The 17,255-nt window shown below is 65.2% G+C and carries 14 protein-coding genes; 4 read left to right on the plus strand and 10 right to left on the minus strand.

Translation table 11 applies throughout. From position 1 onward, the window contains the following. The first annotated feature begins 136 nt into the window (after positions 1 to 136). The 4 genes from H3O04_RS17200 (at position 137) to H3O04_RS17215 (ending at position 5,250) form a co-directional block, all read left to right on the plus strand. Complete coding sequence (locus tag H3O04_RS17200; protein ID WP_202588117.1) at positions 137 to 1,606, plus strand: benzaldehyde dehydrogenase; 1,470 nt, start codon at positions 137 to 139, stop codon at positions 1,604 to 1,606. Between the two features lie 14 nt (positions 1,607 to 1,620). Next, on the plus strand, positions 1,621 to 2,748 hold the full coding sequence (locus H3O04_RS17205; protein ID WP_023476648.1) for an NAD(P)-dependent alcohol dehydrogenase: 1,128 nt from the start codon (positions 1,621 to 1,623) through the stop codon (positions 2,746 to 2,748). A gap of 154 nt (positions 2,749 to 2,902) precedes the next feature. Beyond that, the gene (locus H3O04_RS17210) at positions 2,903 to 4,072 is read left to right on the plus strand and encodes a helix-turn-helix domain-containing protein (protein ID WP_334030726.1); all 1,170 of its coding nucleotides are present in this window, start codon (positions 2,903 to 2,905) and stop codon (positions 4,070 to 4,072) included. 626 nt (positions 4,073 to 4,698) lie between these two features. Continuing rightward, positions 4,699 to 5,250: a sigma-70 family RNA polymerase sigma factor gene (locus tag H3O04_RS17215; protein WP_023476646.1), complete on the plus strand. Its 552-nt coding sequence runs from the start codon at positions 4,699 to 4,701 to the stop codon at positions 5,248 to 5,250. A gap of 77 nt (positions 5,251 to 5,327) precedes the next feature. Here H3O04_RS17215 and H3O04_RS17220 read toward each other — a convergent pair whose 3' ends face one another. The 10 genes from H3O04_RS17220 to H3O04_RS17265 form a co-directional block, all read right to left on the minus strand. Continuing rightward, a complete protein-coding gene (locus H3O04_RS17220) occupies positions 5,328 to 5,756 on the minus strand; it encodes a Fis family transcriptional regulator (RefSeq protein ID WP_124591917.1) in 429 nt (142 codons plus the stop codon). 31 nt (positions 5,757 to 5,787) lie between these two features. Then, a complete protein-coding gene (tldD, locus tag H3O04_RS17225) occupies positions 5,788 to 7,275 on the minus strand; it encodes a metalloprotease TldD (RefSeq protein WP_124476441.1) in 1,488 nt (495 codons plus the stop codon). Between the two features lie 49 nt (positions 7,276 to 7,324). Beyond that, entirely contained in the window at positions 7,325 to 8,683 is a 1,359-nt protein-coding gene (locus H3O04_RS17230) for a metallopeptidase TldD-related protein (RefSeq protein ID WP_105798013.1), read from the minus strand. A gap of 224 nt (positions 8,684 to 8,907) precedes the next feature. After that, on the minus strand, positions 8,908 to 10,128 hold the full coding sequence (trxA, locus tag H3O04_RS17235) for a thioredoxin (protein WP_202588119.1): 1,221 nt from the start codon (positions 10,126 to 10,128) through the stop codon (positions 8,908 to 8,910). Positions 10,129 to 10,206: 78 nt separating this feature from the next. Beyond that, a complete protein-coding gene (locus H3O04_RS17240; RefSeq protein WP_202588120.1) occupies positions 10,207 to 12,009 on the minus strand; it encodes an ABC transporter ATP-binding protein/permease in 1,803 nt (600 codons plus the stop codon). Continuing rightward, positions 12,006 to 12,428 (minus strand): ExbD/TolR family protein, encoded by a 423-nt coding sequence (locus tag H3O04_RS17245; protein WP_027808561.1) that lies wholly within the window; start codon positions 12,426 to 12,428, stop codon positions 12,006 to 12,008. Before H3O04_RS17245 ends, H3O04_RS17240 begins: the two co-directional genes overlap by 4 nt. A gap of 11 nt (positions 12,429 to 12,439) precedes the next feature. Then, positions 12,440 to 13,180: a MotA/TolQ/ExbB proton channel family protein gene (locus H3O04_RS17250; RefSeq protein WP_012336656.1), complete on the minus strand. Its 741-nt coding sequence runs from the start codon at positions 13,178 to 13,180 to the stop codon at positions 12,440 to 12,442. Between the two features lie 23 nt (positions 13,181 to 13,203). Beyond that, positions 13,204 to 13,992: an energy transducer TonB gene (locus H3O04_RS17255; protein WP_202588121.1), complete on the minus strand. Its 789-nt coding sequence runs from the start codon at positions 13,990 to 13,992 to the stop codon at positions 13,204 to 13,206. After that, positions 13,982 to 16,372 (minus strand): TonB-dependent siderophore receptor, encoded by a 2,391-nt coding sequence (locus tag H3O04_RS17260; protein ID WP_202588122.1) that lies wholly within the window; start codon positions 16,370 to 16,372, stop codon positions 13,982 to 13,984. Before H3O04_RS17260 ends, H3O04_RS17255 begins: the two co-directional genes overlap by 11 nt. A gap of 294 nt (positions 16,373 to 16,666) precedes the next feature. Continuing rightward, positions 16,667 to 17,131, minus strand: coding sequence for an Lrp/AsnC family transcriptional regulator (locus H3O04_RS17265; protein ID WP_012336653.1), 465 nt, complete (start codon positions 17,129 to 17,131; stop codon positions 16,667 to 16,669). Positions 17,132 to 17,255 lie beyond the last annotated feature (124 nt).

The raw sequence follows: 17,255 nt of genomic DNA on the forward strand, positions 1-17,255 counted from the left end.
CCCGCCAATCCATGCGGGCGCGACGGATGGGAAAAAACCCGGATACCCCCGTTTCACCGCCGTCCCCTACCCTCGCGCGCATGCCGATCGACGCTCACGCAACGATCCGGCCGATCCGAAATCCCCAGGAGCGCACATGGATAGCAACACCCCCGCACTGTTCGACACCGACATCTGGCGCGGCAAGACCTTCAACGGACGCTGGCACGCAAGCCCACAGGCGGCCGACGTGATCGAGCCGGCGACCGGCAACACGCTCGGCCGCATCGGTCTTGCCGACAGCTCGGCCATCGCCGAAGCATCAGCTACCGCGCACCGCGCCCAGCCCGCCTGGTTCGCCCTGCCCTACGACGACCGCGCAGCCGTCCTGCGCCGCGCCGCAGCCGTCGCCGAAACGCACGCCGATGCGATCGTCGACTGGCTCGTGCGCGAAAGCGGCTCGACGCGCGCGAAGGCTGCATTCGAAACGTCCGTCACGATCAAGGCGCTGCACGAAGCGGCCGGGCTGCCATCTCGCGCGGCCGGCGAAGTGCTGCCATCAGCGGCCGGCCGGCTGTCGCTCGCGCGCCGCCGCCCGCGCGGCGTGGTCGGCGTGATCTCGCCGTTCAATTTCCCGCTGTACCTCGCGATACGCGCGGTGGCACCCGCGCTCGCGCTCGGCAACGCGGTCGTGCTGAAGCCCGATCCGCGCACCGCCGTGTGCGGCGGCGTCGCGATCGCCCGCGTGTTCGAGCTCGCCGGCCTGCCCGAAGGCGTGCTGCACGTGCTGCCCGGCGACGGCGCAGCCGGCGCGGCGCTGGTCGCCGATCCGCACGTCGCGATGATCCAGTTCACCGGCTCCACCGCGGCCGGACGCAAGGTGGGCGAAGCCGCCGGCCGCCACCTGAAGAAGGTATCGCTCGAACTCGGCGGCAAGAATTCGCTGATCGTGCTCGACGATGCCGACCTCGACCGCGCGGTCGCGAACACCGCATGGGGTGCGTATCTGCATCAAGGCCAGATCTGCATGGCGACCGGCCGCGTGCTCGTGCAGCGCGCGATTCACGACCGCTTCGTCGCGAAGCTCGTCGAGAAGGCGCGCAGCCTGCGCGTCGGCGACCCGGCCGGCGGCGACGTCGGTCTCGGCCCACTGATCAACGCCGCGCAACGCGACCATGCGGCGAACCTGGTCGACGCGGCCCGCCGCGCGGGCGCACGCGTCGAGACGGGCGGCGGCCATCGCGGCCTGTTCTTCGAGCCGACCGTGCTGAGCGGCGTCGCGCCGGGCAATCCGGCGTTCGACGAGGAAATTTTCGGGCCGGTCGCGATCGTCGTGCCGTTCGATACCGACGAGGACGCGATCGCGCTCGCGAACCGGACCGAATACGGGCTGTCGATGGCGATCCTGTCCGCCGACGTCGGCCGCGCGCTGCAAATCGGCGAGCGCCTGAACACGGGACTGCTGCACATCAACGACCAGACTGTCAATGATGAAGTGATCAACCCGTTCGGCGGTGTCGGCGCATCGGGTAATGGCTCGAGCATCGGCGGTGCGGCAAACTGGGAGGAATTCACGCAGTGGCAGTGGCTGACGATCAAGGGCGAAGCGCCACCGTATCCGATTTGACGAGGAGACCGACCATGTACACCGAACACGACACACGCGCCGTCACCGCGGCCGTCGCGCGCGCCGCCGGCGCGCCCTTCTCGATCGAAGCGGCCCGCATCCGCGCGCCGCGCGGCGACGAAGTGCTGGTGCGCGTCGTCGCGACCGGCTTGTGCCATACCGACCTGATCGTGCGCGACCAGTACTATCCGGTGCCGCTGCCGGCCGTGCTCGGTCACGAGGGCGCCGGCGTGGTCGAGGCGGTCGGCCCGAACGTGAAGACACTCGCCGCGGGCGACCACGTCGTGCTGACCTACGGCGCGTGCGGCCACTGCACGTCGTGCGTCGGCGGTCACGGCGCGTATTGCCGGCAGTTTTTCGCGCTGAACTTCGGCGGCGCCGACGCGGACGGGCAGACCGCGCTTCGCGACGAATCCGGCCAGCCGCTGCACGATCATTTCTTCGCGCAGTCGTCGTTCGCGAGCTACGCGCTCGCCCGCGAGAACAACGCGATCAAGGTGCCGAAGGAAGCGCCGCTCGAACTGCTCGGCCCGCTCGGCTGCGGGATCCAGACCGGTGCGGGCGCCGTCATCAATTCGCTCGCGGTGCGCACCGGCAGCAGCTTCGCGAGCTTTGGCGCGGGCGCGGTCGGGATGAGCGCGGTGATGGCCGCGCGCATCGCCGGCGCAACGACGATCATCGCGGTCGACATCGTACCGTCGCGGCTCGCGCTGGCGCTGGAACTCGGCGCGACGCACGCGCTCAACAGCCGGGAGGTCGACGTGGTCGACGCGATCCGGGAGATCACCGGCGGCGGCGTCGACTTCGCGCTCGAATCGACCGGGCTGCCGGCGGTGTTGTCGCAAGGGATCGACGCGCTCGGCTCGCGCGGCACGATGGGCGTGGTCGGCGCGCCGAAGCTCGGCACCCGGGCCGAATTCGACGTGAACAGCCTGCTGCTCGGCGGCCACACGATCCGCGGCATCGTCGAAGGCGACAGCGTGCCGCAGACGTTCATTCCGCAACTCGTGCAACTGCATCTGCAAGGGCGGTTTCCGTTCGACCGGCTGGTAAAGTTCTATCCGCTCGACCAGATCAACCAGGCGGCGGAAGACAGCAGCAAGGGGATCACGCTCAAGCCGATCCTGCGTTTGCCGCATTGAACGCAACAGGCGCCGCCGGCCGCACGCCGACGCACACGGCGGCGCCCCTTCCGGGGAAAATACCCGCCTTCGGGCACCGGGCTATATTACGCATTCGCGCGACACGCCAGGCCGCCACGCCTGGCCCGGACCTCGACTTCAAATGGAGCGCAGCGTGAACACGGCCCCTGAATCCCTTTCACGGCCGGTCGACCTCGACCGGCTCCGCGCCCGCTTCGCCGCGGGCGAGCCGCTGCCGGAAACGGCGTTGCCGGCCAGCGTCGCGCGTTCGTGGCTGCGTTCGCGCGACGCCGGGCTGCGGCCCTGGCAAACCGCCCGCTATGAAATGCAGCGCGAACCCGCCGAATCGCGCGCGGACCGGCGGCTCACCCGCTGCGTCGCACAGGAGATCGAGCCGCTGTGGGCCGCATTCGGCGGCAGCGAATGGACGATCATGTGCGTCAATCCGCACGGCACGATCGTCCATGCGCGCCGCAGCCCGCAATGCGACGACGCGCTGCTCACGCCGATCGTCGCCGGGCGCCGGATCGTCGAACCGAACATCGGCACGACCGCGCCGAGCTGCGTGATTCACGACGGCGCCGAAACCGTCGTCGCGGGCGCGCAGCACTATCTCGACGAGTTGTCACGGGTGTTCTGTCTCGCGGTGCCGCTGGTGGGCTTCGACGGCGAAGTGATCGGCGCGCTCGATATCACCGGCGTCGGCCGGCGTAATATCGCGCAGCTGCGCGAGTCATTCCGGCACGCATCGCTGTCCGCCGAACAGCGGCTCTATGCAATGCTGCGCGACTGCCATCTGCTGCAGGTGCAATTCGATCCGCGCTGGCTCGGCACGCCGCTCGCCGGCGTCATCGCGCTCGACGAAGCGGGCCGCGTGCGCGCGGTGAGCCGCCTGGCCCGCCAGATGCTCGATCTCGCGCCCGCCGGGCCGGTGGCGCCGGTCGATCTCCGGCAACTGTTTCCGGGCGCGACGCCCGCGCAGCAGCGCCGGTTGCTGACACCGGCACGTACGCCGCAGCGGATCGCGCGCGACGATGGTAGCCACGTATGGGTGCGCACCGTGCGTGCGCCGCTCGATCGCGCGACCAGGGCGCGGCACGCCGATGTGCTCGAAGACGCTGCCGACGTGTGCAACGTCGCGTCGGCCGCCGGCCCGCAGGCGAGCCTGCACGAACAGTCGCTCGAAGCGATCCGCCGCGCGCTCGACGAGCACGACGGCAACGTGTCGGCGGCCGCACGGCAGCTCGGCATTTCGCGCACGACGCTGTACGCGAAACTTCGGCAGCTCGATGCGGCTGGGATCAGGCACGACGGGCCGCATTGACGATGCGGAGTGAAGCAGGTCGCGCGGCAATTGGCGCATGGAGCCTGTTCATGCTGACAACGGGCTGGCGCTGCCCCTGAAAGCCAATAGATGTTTGGCTCACTCCCCTAGTCTCGTGTAATCGCGGTCCTTCATTCGCGTGTCGATACGCGCCGTTGTCAATAACGGAACGTCCGACACGCCGACCGCACTCGACGCCTGTCGCGAGCAAGGATCACGCGGCGTCCGCGGTCGGACTCTACGTCGCCGAAGCTCGACGGCGATCGTCACGTCGCACTCGGGATGCCGCGAATTCGCCGCTTGCGTTCCGAACGTGACCTTATGACGATTCGACGATTCCTTGGTTCCCCGATGATGCGGTGTCCGTATCGTTCGCGTATTCGTCAGACTTATCGAGCGACGACGGCATGGTCCTTCGACGGCGAAACGACGGCGCAAAATATTGCGTTGGTTTCAAACCACTTTGACTCGGGTGGTTTTTGTAATGGCATACTCAAGCCTGGGCGCTGCGCAGAGGCGTTGTCACTTCCAGAGGCGTGGCGGCGCAAATAATGTGCGCTTCTTCATGTGCTGTTTTCATGCACGCTTGCGTGCCTTGACGCCGCAGGTCCAGGAATCCGTTTCATATGAATTACAGTTCACCGATCAGTGGCTCCCCCACGAGATGCGATGTCGACGACGAACGCACGCGCTCGCGCGCGGCATGGCTGACGAGTGAATTCCGCGCGAGCTATGCATGGCTGAAGTCGAAACTGCAAAGGCGCGTCGGCTCGCCTGCCGATGCGGAGGATCTCGCGTCGTCATCGTTCGCGGAACTTGCCGGTATGCAGGACCTGACAGCGGTGCGCGATGCACGCGCCTTTCTCACGGTCATCGCCCAGCGCCTCACCTATGAAATGTGGCGCCGCCGCGACCTGGAACGCGCGTACCTGGAAACGCTCGCCCATCGGGAAGAAGCCGTCACCCCATCGGCGGAAAGCATGGCGGAAGTGACACAGGCGCTCTTGCTCGTGGATCAGGCGTTGAACGGCCTGTCACCCAACGCGAAAAGCGCTTTCGTGCTGAGTCAGATCGACGGCCTCACGCACGCTGAGATCGCCGAGCGGCTCGGCGTGTCGGTGAGCATGGTGCGCAAATATATCGCGCATGCCTTGACGCAGTGCTATCTGATGACATGAGCCGGCGGCACCCGCGTCGGCGCTCGGCTGCCGGCTGACCTTCTTCCCTGCCGTTCGTGGTCGCGAACGTGCCGCTTTCACTGCGCCGCGCCGGGTCGCTCCAGTTGCCGTGCGACGATGTCGATCACCCGGACGGGCACCGTCTCGAGTTGCGCGTCGTGATCCGTCACGAGCGCCGCGAACGCGCAAAAGGCGGCCGGATCGAATCCGTAGCGGCCTTCCTCTCCCGATTCATAGGCATCGCCGGCGATGCGCTCGTATTCGTCGCACGCATGCAGGCGTTGCCCGCCGTAGCCGAGCTCGCGCAGCATCGCGGCGGCCATCGCCACGCGCAACAAGATGCGCAGCGCGGTCAGCGAACCGGCCCCGGCGCGCAGCGCTTCGAGCTGAAGGTGATACTCCAGCGAAAGCGCGTCGCGAATGGCCTTCGGTAAAGGCAGAAGTTCCGTCTTGTCCGCCCGCGACCGGACCCTCGACTGGTCGAGACGCTGCGTCCACCCTCTCATCTTCGGTTCGCCATCCGTCCGCACGCATTCGTCATGCCGTGCCGCCCACCGTCATGTCGTCCACCCGAACGGTAGGCTGCCCCACGCTCACCGGCACCGACTGGCCGGCCTTGCCGCACACGGCGCGGCCCGTGTCGAGTTCGAGGTTGTTGCCGACCATGCTGATTTTCTGGATCGTTTCCAGCCCGTTGCCGGTGATCGTCGCGCCTTTCACGGGTGTGCAGAGCTTGCCGTTTTCGATCAGGAATGCTTCCGACGCCTCGAACACGAACTGCCCGCTCGTGATGTCGACCTGCCCGCCCTCGAGCCCCGCCACGTATATCCCGCGTTTCACCGACGCAATGATCTCGTCGTGCTCGCGATCGCCGTTGAGCATGAACGTGTTGGTCATGCGCGGCATCGGCAACACCGCATAGCCCTCGCGGCGGCCATTGCCCGTCGGCCGCATGTTCATCAGGCGCGCGTTGAGCGAATCCTGCATGCAGCCGCGCAACACGCCGTCCTCGATCAACACCGTGCGTTGCGTCGGACAGCCCTCGTCGTCGACATTGAGCGACCCACGGCGGCCTTCGAGCGTGCCGTCGTCGACGATGGTGACGTTGCGCGCCGCCACTTGCTCGCCGACGCGGCCCGCGAACACCGAGGTCTTGCGCCGTATGCCGTCGGCCTCGAGACCATGGCCCACGGCTTCGTGCAACAGCACGCCGTTCCAGCCCGGCCCGACGACGACGGTCATCGTCCCCGCCGGCGCGGGCCGTGCATCGAGTTTCGTCAGCGCGGCTTCGACGCGGTCGTACACCAGCGCGCGGAGGTCGTCGTCCGACCACGAAGCGAGCCCGTAGCGGCCGCCGATCCCGCCGCTCGCGCTTTCGACCCGGTCGCCCGATTTGACCCGAACGTTGATCGCCAGTCGCAGCATGGGTCGCACGTCGCCGACGCCGAGTCCGTCGCAACGCGCGATCCACACCGTCTCGTGCGTCGCGGCGAGCATGGCGTTGACCTCAACCACGCGCCGATCCTTCGAACGCGCCAGTTCGTCGACGCGCTTGAGCAGCGCGAGTTTCCGCTCCGCGCCGATCGCGCCGAGTGAGGCGCTCGGAAGATAGATCGATCGCGCCGCCGCGGAGCCGGCTGGTTCGCCGCGAGGCGTTACGCGGGAAAGAACCTCCGGTCCCGACCGAATCTGCCGCGCGATCGTGCGCAACGCGTCCGCCCCGATTCGTTGCGAACTTGCGAACGTCGTCTCCTCGCCGTTCAGCACGCGAATGCCGAATCCCGAATCGCACTGCCAGGCGCCGCCCCGCACGGCGCCGCCTTCGAGCGACCACGATTCGGCGATCGACTCCTTCAGATAGATGTCGGCGAAGTCGCCGGACTGCCCGAGCGCGCTGTTCAGCGCGGCGAACAAATGCGTTTCGTCGATGCCGTATTTGTCGAGCAGCCCGGCATACGCCGCGCGACGCATGTCGTGGAGCGAGGGGCCGCGGGTGTCAGTCAGGGTTTCGTGCGTGTCCAGCATGGTGTCGTACCGGTATGTGACAGGAAAGGATGGCCGCGCATCGCGCGCGTCAGCTGCCGCCGATTCTCATTTCATCGATCAGCCACGAACCCGTGCGGAAGCTTCCTCTGGTCACGGTGTCGGCCCCCACGGCGAGCAGGCCGGAAAACATCGCATTCAGATTCGACGCGATCGTGATGCCGGTGACCGGAAAACGGATCTGGCCGTTCTCCACCCAGAACCCCTTCGCGGCACGCGAGAAATCGCCGGTCAGCCGATTTACGCCGCCGCCTGCCATCTCGGTGACGAACAGGCCGCGATCGAGCCTCTCCAGCATCGCGTCGATCCCGTCCGAGTTCGCGGTTTTCGCACTGCGCACTTCGAGGTTGTGCGGGCCCCAGCCGTTGCCGGTCGGCGCCATGCCGAGACGCCGGGCCGCGTACAAGCCAAGAAAATAGCCGCGCAACACGCCCGCGTCGACGACCGATCGCCGAGAGACGGCAACGCCATCGGAGTCGAAGCAGCGACTCGCCATTCCCCTGGAGACGAATGGATCTTCGTACAACTGAATGTGATCGGCAAAGACTGGGGTGCCGAGACGGCGAGTCAAGTACGAGCCCGCCCGATAAAGCGCATCGCCGGATGCCGCGTTGACGAACTCGCCGAGCAGCGACATCGCGGCCATCGGCTCGAACAACACGGGGCAACGCTGCGTTTCAATCTGCGTGCCGCCCAGCAGCGCGAGCGCGCGCGTTGCGGCTTGCGTGCCGATCCGCGCGGGTGCGTCGAGATCGGCATAAGCGCGCGCGCCGTCGCTCCAGAATCCCAGCTGTTTCTCGCCAGTGCCGGCCGCGACAGGCATGCACGACACGAAATGCGCGGACCACGGCACGCTGTGCCCGAATCCCTCGCTGGTCGCGAGCAGCGACAGCCCCGCGGAAGTCCCGACGCTGGCGCCGTTGGTCGTCACGATGGCGGGGCTCGTGGAAAATGCGGCCTCTTCCGCGCGACGGGCATCGTCGAGCATGTCATCGAGCGACAGATCGAGCGGATGATACAAGTCCAGATCGATGAAGTCCCTGGCGAGCAAGTCCGCCGGGGCCAGGCCGGCAGCAGCATCGACGTCCGTGACCGACGCGATGTCGATGGCGGCCGCCACCGCACCGGCGAGGCCGCCGGGGGACAAATCGGACGAGGTCGTCGCGCCGCGTCGGCCATTGCGATAGACCGCGAGCGAGACAGATGAAGACAGTCGAAGGCTCCGCTCGGTCGGCATCCGGTTGCGTACGGTTGCCGTCCGCGATTCGACATGATCGACCTCGACACGAGCGCCGTCGGCCCCTGCTCGTCGTGCCAGATCGAGCGCACATTCGGCCGCCGCCTCCAGATCGGATTTCACGTCGCGCCATTGCGTACCGCCGTCATGCATGGAAACCACTCCGAGTGTTGAATTGCCGCGTGCCCCACGCGCCTGCCCGTCTGCCGAGACGTTTTCGCGTCATGTCGAGCAGGAGCACATTGGAAATAGTCTATCGAGCGCGATCGGAATTTTTTTACGAAAGAAATCACCATCTCGCGGATTCGTGGAATCGTTTTGCGCGCACGCCGGCGTATCCGGAATCTACGTTCGACGCGCGCTTTTTCTCAGATGACTTACGCGCAGCGCTGCGTGATCGCGATCAAACGATCGCCGATGCTCGTGCCGACCTCTTTCATGGCCTGCGTGCCCTCGCCGTAGTGAGACCGAAACCGTGCAATGAGTTCGGAATCCACGAGCCCAATTCGCTCGAGAGTCTTGTCGCCTTGAGAAGCCTCTTCGCCGCGCTCCACCGCGCGCTTCGACGTTTCATCCGCGAGCTGCATGAAGCGTCGGTCGTCATCGCGCGTCCAGTTGCAGGCCGCGCGCAACAACTCCCAATGCGCACCCGCAAGGCCGAATATGAAATCGGTGACGATCGCGGCATCGCCGAGCGGCTGAGCGACCAACACGAGAAGCCGTGTCGCCAACGCGTGTGCGGCGCCGGCTGCCGCAGCGTCGGCCTTCGCGAGCGCCTGCTTGATCTCGGCCAGTTCCGAGTCGAGCGGCCCTGCCGCCCGCGCCGGATCATGCTGCGCGACAAGCCGGTCGCGAATCGACAGCAACGCCGCATCGTCGCCGATCAACTCAGACATCTCGCCGCCGGACAGCAGATCCGTGACCAGCATTTGCGGCAGCCGCGCGAGATTCGCTCCCACCGGAACGGCGTCAAGCCACTGCGCGACGAACTCCGCCCCGTTCAGATGGGTGCTGCGATAGCTCGACAGCGATTCCACCACGGCCAGCACGTTGGCCGGAATACCCAGCGTTCTTGCGCAATCGTCCACGTCCGCGGTGTTGCAGACGAACTGAATGGCGCTGCCGATTTCGCCGTCCCACATCGCTTCCGAAGGCGCGGCCCGCTTGCGATCCACCCACGCGCGCAATGCGCCAAGGCGCTCCGCCTTGAGCGTGGCGTTGCCGCCGAATGCGTTCGGTGCAACGGCGATCGCCGCCGGCAACGCCGTCACGGAGCCGAGGTGGTTGTCGATGAAGCCGGCCAGTTGCGTGGCGGAGCGATTACCGACCACGCGGCCGAGCTCCTTGCCGCCGCGCAGCAGGATCAGCGTCGGAATACCGCGAACGCCGAATCGTTCGCGAACGCCTGCATTCTCGTCCACGTCGATCTTCACGAACGCCACGTTGCCTTCAAATTGCTCGCTCAATTTCGACAGCGTCGGCGCGAGCGCCTTGCACGGACCGCACCAGGGCGCCCAGAAGTCGACCAGTACGGGCAGCGGGTTGTTGATCACGTCGGCTTCGATGGTTTCCAGCGTCACTGCTTTCAGATTGCTCATGGATCGACCTTGTCCTGTTTCACTTGTTGGCGCGCCGTACATTGTTCAAATGCACGGCGTCGGTTGGGATCGTGGCGCTCAGCACAGTTGCGTTCCGACGTATGCGCGGCTGCCGGCGTTTGAATCCTTCGCTTCGTCGGCCGCGTCCTGTCGTGCTTCCGGTACCGCCGGTGCGGGAAAATCGAGCGTCGTGTCGTGAAACGCCAGCAGTTCCTTGCGATGCGCGACGCTGACGACCGTGGCCTGAGGCAAACGCCCGATTAGCAGACCATAAAGTTCCTTCTCGCTCTGGCTATCGAGTGCGGACGTGCATTCGTCGAGGAACACCGTGGAAGGTTTGGCGAGCAGCACGCGCGCAAATGCCACCCGCTGTTGCTCGCCGCCGGACAGCCGTGTGCTCCAGCGGTCCTCCACATGGAGCTGGGAGGCATAGGCCGACAATCCGCATGCATGCAGCAGTGCCTCGCATTCGCTGTCCGGGTACGCCGAAGCGTCGCGCGGATAGGTCACGGCCGCCTTCAGCGAGCCCGGCGGGATATAGCTGCGTTGCGGCAAGAAGAACGTGCCGGCTGCCGGACGCACGATCGTGCCTTCGCCGTAGGGCCATAGGCCGGCCAGCGCGCGCAGCAACGTGCTTTTTCCGCACCCCGAGCGACCTCGCACGAGGCATCGCCGGCCGGCCAGGAGCACGAAGTCGGGCACGCGCGACAGCGTGTCGCCGGATGCATCGCGCAAGACGAGTCCACTCGCGGCGACTTCCCCGGTATGGCCTTCGTGAAGCGCGATTTCCTGCCGCGGCTCATGCTCGCTCACGTTCAAGAATTCCCGCAAACGGTTGGCCTCCGCACGCCACGACGTAAATCCCGGATAAGCTTGCCAAAAAAATGCCAGCGACCCCGTAACGGAATGAAATGCACCGTTCGATTTCATTAGCCCGCCGAGCGTCAGCCCACCCGACATCAGTTGCGGCAGCACCAGCAAGGTCGGAATGACCGAACTGACCTGACCAACGATGTTGGTGAAGAACGAGAGGCGCGTATTCACCCACAGCGTCGCGTAGAGATTCGATACCACGAAGCGAAACGATGCCTGCAGACGCCCATGCTCGGACGTTTGCCCCTGAAAGAACGCGATCTGTTCCGCGAATTCACGCACGCCCACCATGAGCACGCGAAAATCGCCCTCGACACGATGCTGTCTGGCCGTCAGCGTGATAAGCCTGCGGCCCAGATAATGCGTCGCCGCAAAAATGACGGCGGTATAGGCAAATGCGGCGAATACCAGATAACCGTGCAATACGTATGACGATCCGCCGACGTGCATTTGAAACGGGCCGCCCATGCGCCACAGCACGACGCTGAACGACACGACGCTGACCGGTACCGAAAGAAACCCGAGACCCAGCAGCAGCGTGTCGTTGACGAACAGCTTCACGTCTTCAGCGATACGCTGGTCGACGTTCTCGAGTTCCCGGTCGCGTTCGATCCGATAATAGTTGTTGCGTGCGAGCCATTTTTCGGCGAGCCAGGTCGTGAGCCACCGGCGCCAGCGAATCTGCACGATTTGCTGCAGCACCACCCCGGCAATCTGCACGACCGCGCCGGCCATCGCCACGAGCAGGAAACGCACGAGCAGCTCCGGCAGCACCTTGAATCGGGAAGCGCCGATCGCATCGTAGAACATGCCGGTCCAGTTGTTGTTCCACAGCATCACGTACGTCGTGGCCCAACTCGACCCGATCACGAGCATCAGCAACATCAGCGAGAAAACGCCTTCGCGCGTACGCCAGTACGGCAGCAGCAGGCGCCACACCGGCGGAAAGCGGCGGCGCGCTTGCGCGTCTTCCGCGCGGTCAACGGGGAAAGCGCCGTTCACCGTCATTGGTGCGCCTCGGGCGGTTGCATCACGAAGTTGATCTTGTTGAGGCCACCGCCCTGGAGCGCCGCGAGAATGGTCGCGACCTTGCCGTACTCGACGTGCTGATCCGCGTTGATGTTGACCGCCGGCGGCTCGCCCTGCGCCGCGGCCTCGGCCACGCGCGCCTTCAACGCCTCCTCGTCGACCGGCTGCTTGTTCCACAGCACCGTCTTGTCCGCCGTGATCGACAGATCGATGTCCTGGGTTTTCGACACGGCCGGCTGCGCGGCCGCCTGCGGAAGATCGACCTTCACCGCCTTGTTGATGACGGGCAGCGTCACGATGAAGATGATCAGCAACACCAGCATGACGTCGATCAGCGGCGTCATGTTGATGTCGTTCATGACGCCTTCGTCGCCGCCGCCATCGGTAATCATTGACATGGCAGGCTCCTTCAGGCGGCCAGGTTGGGCGTCGCGCGCTTGGTCGCGGCCGGTGCGCCGACCGGCCGGCCGGCGTCGGCACGGGCCTTCGCGCCGGTGACGAAATACACGTGCAGCTCGTGCGCGAAGCGGTTCAGCCGATGGCTCACGCGCTTGTTGCCGCGGTTCACGTAGTTGAAGCCGAGCACCGCCGGAATGGCGACGAACAGCCCGATCGCCGTCATCACGAGCGACTCGCCCACCGGGCCGGCAACGTGATCGAGGCTGGCCTGCCCCGACATGCCGATCGCCATGAGTGCGTGATAGATGCCCCAGACGGTGCCGAACAGCCCCACGAACGGCGCGGTGCTGCCGATCGAGCCCAGCACGGCCAGGCCGTTCTGCAGGCGCGCGACTTCGTCGTCGAATGCGTTGCGCAGCCCGCGCGCCACCCATTCGCTCGCGCTCAGGCTGCCCTGCATCGACGGTTCGTTGCCCGCATGCTGTTCATTCGCTTCGCGCCCGGCAAGCACCAGCGCACGATAAGGATTGTCGCCGCGCTCGCCCAGCGCCGCGATGCCGTCGCTGATCGACGCACTGGACCAGAAACCCGTTTGCGCGCGCTTGCCGAGCGATTCGAGACGCCGATTGGCGAATCCTTTCGTCAGTATCACGAACCACGAGACGACGGACATGCCGATCAGGAAAACGAAGATGAAGCGGGTAACGAAGTCACCCTGTTGCCAGACGTTGGCGATGCCATACTGTTCCATGTGTTGCTCCGATTGGTGCGGGTTCAGTCGTTCAGGTTGAATGCGATGGGTTGGGAAGCTTCGACCGAGCGCGCGATGCCCGCGGTCTCGTACGGGTGACAGCGGCCGGCACGGATCGCCGCGACGGCGGCCGCGTCGAGCAGCGGCGAGCCGCTGCTCTGCGCCACGCGCGCGGACGTCACCGCGCCGTCGGTGCCGATGCTCAGATGCACGACCACCGTGCCTTCCTGTTGCAGCCGGCGCGCTTTCGCCGGGTAGTCGGGTCGCGGCATCTGGCATCCCAACTGCTTCAACTCGCCCGCGCTGATTTGCTTCGGCGCGTCCAGCAGGTTCGGCCCCGGCGCGGGTGGCGCGACAGGTTGGGCCGGCGCTGCTTCAGGTGCGGGATGCGGCGCGGGCACCGGCGCGACCTGCCGCGTTTCGGCGGGTTTCGGCGTCTCCTGGGGCGCCGCTTCCACCGTGCGCGGGCTCGGCGCGTGCGACGCCAGCACGTGCGCCTTTTCCGGCTTCGCCGGCGCCACCGGTTTCGGTGGCTCGGGCCGCGGCTTGGGCGGCGCAGGCGGGGTTGGCGCGGGCCGCGGCGCCGGCGCGGCGACCAGTTGCACCTGCACCGTGCCGCCCGCCGGACGCCCGGCTTCGAGCCTGAGCGTAACCGCGCTTTCGTGAACCGCAACGTACAGCCCGAGCGCGTGTGCAAGCAGTACACCCGCGGCACACGCGACGCGGCGGGTGCGCGCATGGGGCGCCCGGGACGTGTTCTCGTGCACGGCGATGTCGTCCCAGGGGCGTGCGGGCAAGGAATCAGAAGTCATAGGTTCCGGTCAGCATGACCGTCCGCTCCGGACCCATCGGGATCAGGCTGGACGTCGTACTGCTGTAGTAGAGCTTGCGATTGAACACGTTCTTGATCGAAAGATTCAGGCCGTACCCCTTCTTCCGATAGAACACGCCGAGATCCGTCTCCACCTGGCTGGGGATGCGGTACGCCGAGCCCGAGCCGATGTACTGCCCGCTCGCGAAGAACAGCCCCGCGCCGACCCCGAAACCCTGGAGCTTTTCGGTCTGGAAGTTGTAGGTCGTCCACAGGCTGGCGCTGTTCTTGGGCAGGCTTACCCCGATCTTGGCGGCCGAAGGCTGCACGAAGTCGTTGTACGTGTAGGTGCCGACCACGTTGACGCCGGGCAGCGGCTGGCCGCTGATCTCCGCTTCGAATCCCCGGCTGACGGCGCCGCCGACGGGAATAGAGAAACCGCGATGGAGCGGATCGTTGACGCTGTAATTGCTGAACGAGGTGCGGTAGGCCGAGGTCGTGATGGCCAGCTTGTCGTCCAGCAGGTTGAACTTCATGCCCACTTCGACTTGCTGGCTGATTTGCGGGGGGAGCACACCGCCACCGAATTGAAGCGCCTGGCCCGGCTGGAAGCCACGGTTGTAGCTGGCGTAGACGGCAACCTCGGACGTCAGTTCGTAGAGCAGGCCGAGGCTCGGGCTATAGGCGTTCTGATGGCTTCCCGCTGGGGGGTTACCGGCGTAGGTTGCATGTGTCAGATAGGTATCCCGGCGCACGGACGCGAGCGCATGGAAATTCCTGTAGGAAAACTGATCTTGTAGATATAAACCGGTTTGAGTGAAGTAGGTAGTGTTATTCGGCATCACGTTTCCGGTGTCGGGAGACGGAAGCGTAAATGAGCCGAAGACATTCGGAATGGAAATGAATTTCGATGTCGTGGTGTCAGACTGATGCTGGCTGTAGCGAAGAACGTCCCAGCCCGCAATCACCGTATTTTTCGCAGCGCCGATATCGAACTTGGCTCGCAGGTAATTCTGGAAGCTCCAACTGTAGAAATCCGAGACCGAATCGAAATTGTGGAACAACGTGCCGTTGGTCGCCGAGAGCGGCGTCGCCGTTGTCCAGGCTTGCTGCGTTTGTTGGGTCCGCGTATAGGAACCCTTGCTCACGAAGGTCAGCGCCGTGCCGAGCTTTTGTTCGAGGTGAATGAAAATATTGTCCGTTTGCGCGCCGAAATGATCGGACGGCGTACCCAGCGGCCTGTCGATATAGTTTCGATAGATATCGCCCTTGGCATAGCCGACGGTGAACGGGGGAACCGGCTCGCGATTGACCGTGCGCTCATAGCCCACCGTCAGATCGGTGGTCGAATCCTTCCATTCCAGGGTCGGGGCAAAGTAGAAATTTCTCTCGCCGTCATATCCCATCGAATTCTGGCCGACCCGTTCACCCGAGATGATGAAGCGATACCGCAGCTTCTTGTCGGCGGTGATGGCGCCCGTGCTGTCCAGCGCGATCTGCTCGCTGCCGTAGGAGCCGTAGCCCACCTGGATTTCGTGAAACGGCTCGGCCTGCGGCGTCTTCTTGACGAGATTGATGACGCCTCCCGGCGGACTGTTGCCATTCACGATGGCCGAGGGCCCCTTGACCACTTCCACGCTCGAGATGGCGATCGTCGGCGTGACGTTGGGCGCCGAGCCCACCGTGGCGAGCCCGTCTGAGGTCAGGTTGGATGCCGAGAACCCGCGAATCGTGTAACTCGGCACACCAAGCGGCCCCGGCCGCGTGACGACACCGGAAGCATTCCTCAGCACATCGGAGAGCGACTGAGCGGCCTGGCTCTGGATCACCGCCGCGTTGATGACGCTGACCGATTTCGGCGTCTGGCTCAGCGGCACGTCCGAGCGCGCATAGGTGGACGACGATTCCGCGACGAAGCCGGTACCGCCGGAGTCCCGGCTGGCCGCCACGCTGATGAGCGGAAGCGTGGTATCGACAGGCCCCACGGCGGCTGCCGCCGCCGACGCCGCGACGGGCGCCGCCGCAGCGGGCTTCGCAACCGCCTTCTGAATGGTCAGACCACCGCTGCCCGTCGCGACGAGGTCGAGGCCGGTGCCTCGAAGCGCTTGTCGAATCGCGGCCTCGGCGGTGTAGCTGCCCTCGACGGGCGACGATTTCAACGATTGCACGAGGCCCGCGTCGTAGCTCAACCTCACGTTGGCCGTCTGCGCGATTTCGACCAGCGTGCGGTCCAGCGGACCGCTCGCGAGATGCCATGACTGCTGGGCAGCCTGTTGTGCATGCGCCGACGCCGCGATGAAAACCTGTGCAACGGCGACCGCGATGGCAACCCCCGATGCCTGGCTCGAGATCGCCCGGCGTGTTCTGATGTTGAGCTTCACGTTTGAACCACTCCCTTGTCGAATGTATTGGCTCTTCGTCCGTTCTGTCAGTATTCCTACGCGTAATCGCGTCATCATCGTGTCGCAAAGTACCGTCATGCTTCAAATCGGACTTCGGTCAGCCTCTGCCCGAATGCGTCATCGATGAAACAAGTCTATCGTCCGGGCCTGGAATGTTTTTTTGAAACAATTCGCTTGCGCCGCCCGTTTTGGAATTCCATTCCGCGGTTTCCGCCGCGCCGGTGAAATTCCGTCCTTCTCCGTCCCTGTCGATAAATTGCTCCGCCCGCGCGGTCACAGCATGTAATCGAGCGGTAATACGGTGGTCTGCTTAATGGTCTCCATCGCGAAGCTGGAACTGACGTCGAAGATGTCGACCGCGCCGATCAGACGCCTGTATACGCTGTCGTACGCGTCGATATGCGGCACCACGACCTTGAGCATGTAGTCGATGTGCCCGCTCATGCGATGAACCTCCACCACCTCGGGAATCGTCGCCACCACGTCGCAGAAACGCCGCAACCACGCGGCGGTATGTTCCGCGGTCTTGATTTCCACCAGCACGGTCACGCCCACGTTGAGCTTCTTCGCGTCCAGAAGCGCCACGCGACGCGCGATCACCCCGTCCTGCTCGAGCTTCTGAATGCGTCGCCAGCATGGCGTGGTCGAAAGGTTCACGCGGTCGGCGATTTCGGCCACCGAGAGCGTGCTGTCCTGCTGCAGCACGGACAATATGGACTTGTCGATAGCGTCGAACACACTTCCTCCACTCGAGTGCACGGGTTGATGTCGAGCGATTCGATGCGCTCTTGATTACCTTGTGCAACGAGCGGCGAAAAGTGACACCGCAAATCGAAAAAAATTCGGAGGGGGACTGGAGCGG

This window comes from Burkholderia sp. KCJ3K979 (assembly GCF_016759955.1).
Lineage (GTDB): Bacteria > Pseudomonadota > Gammaproteobacteria > Burkholderiales > Burkholderiaceae > Burkholderia > Burkholderia orbicola.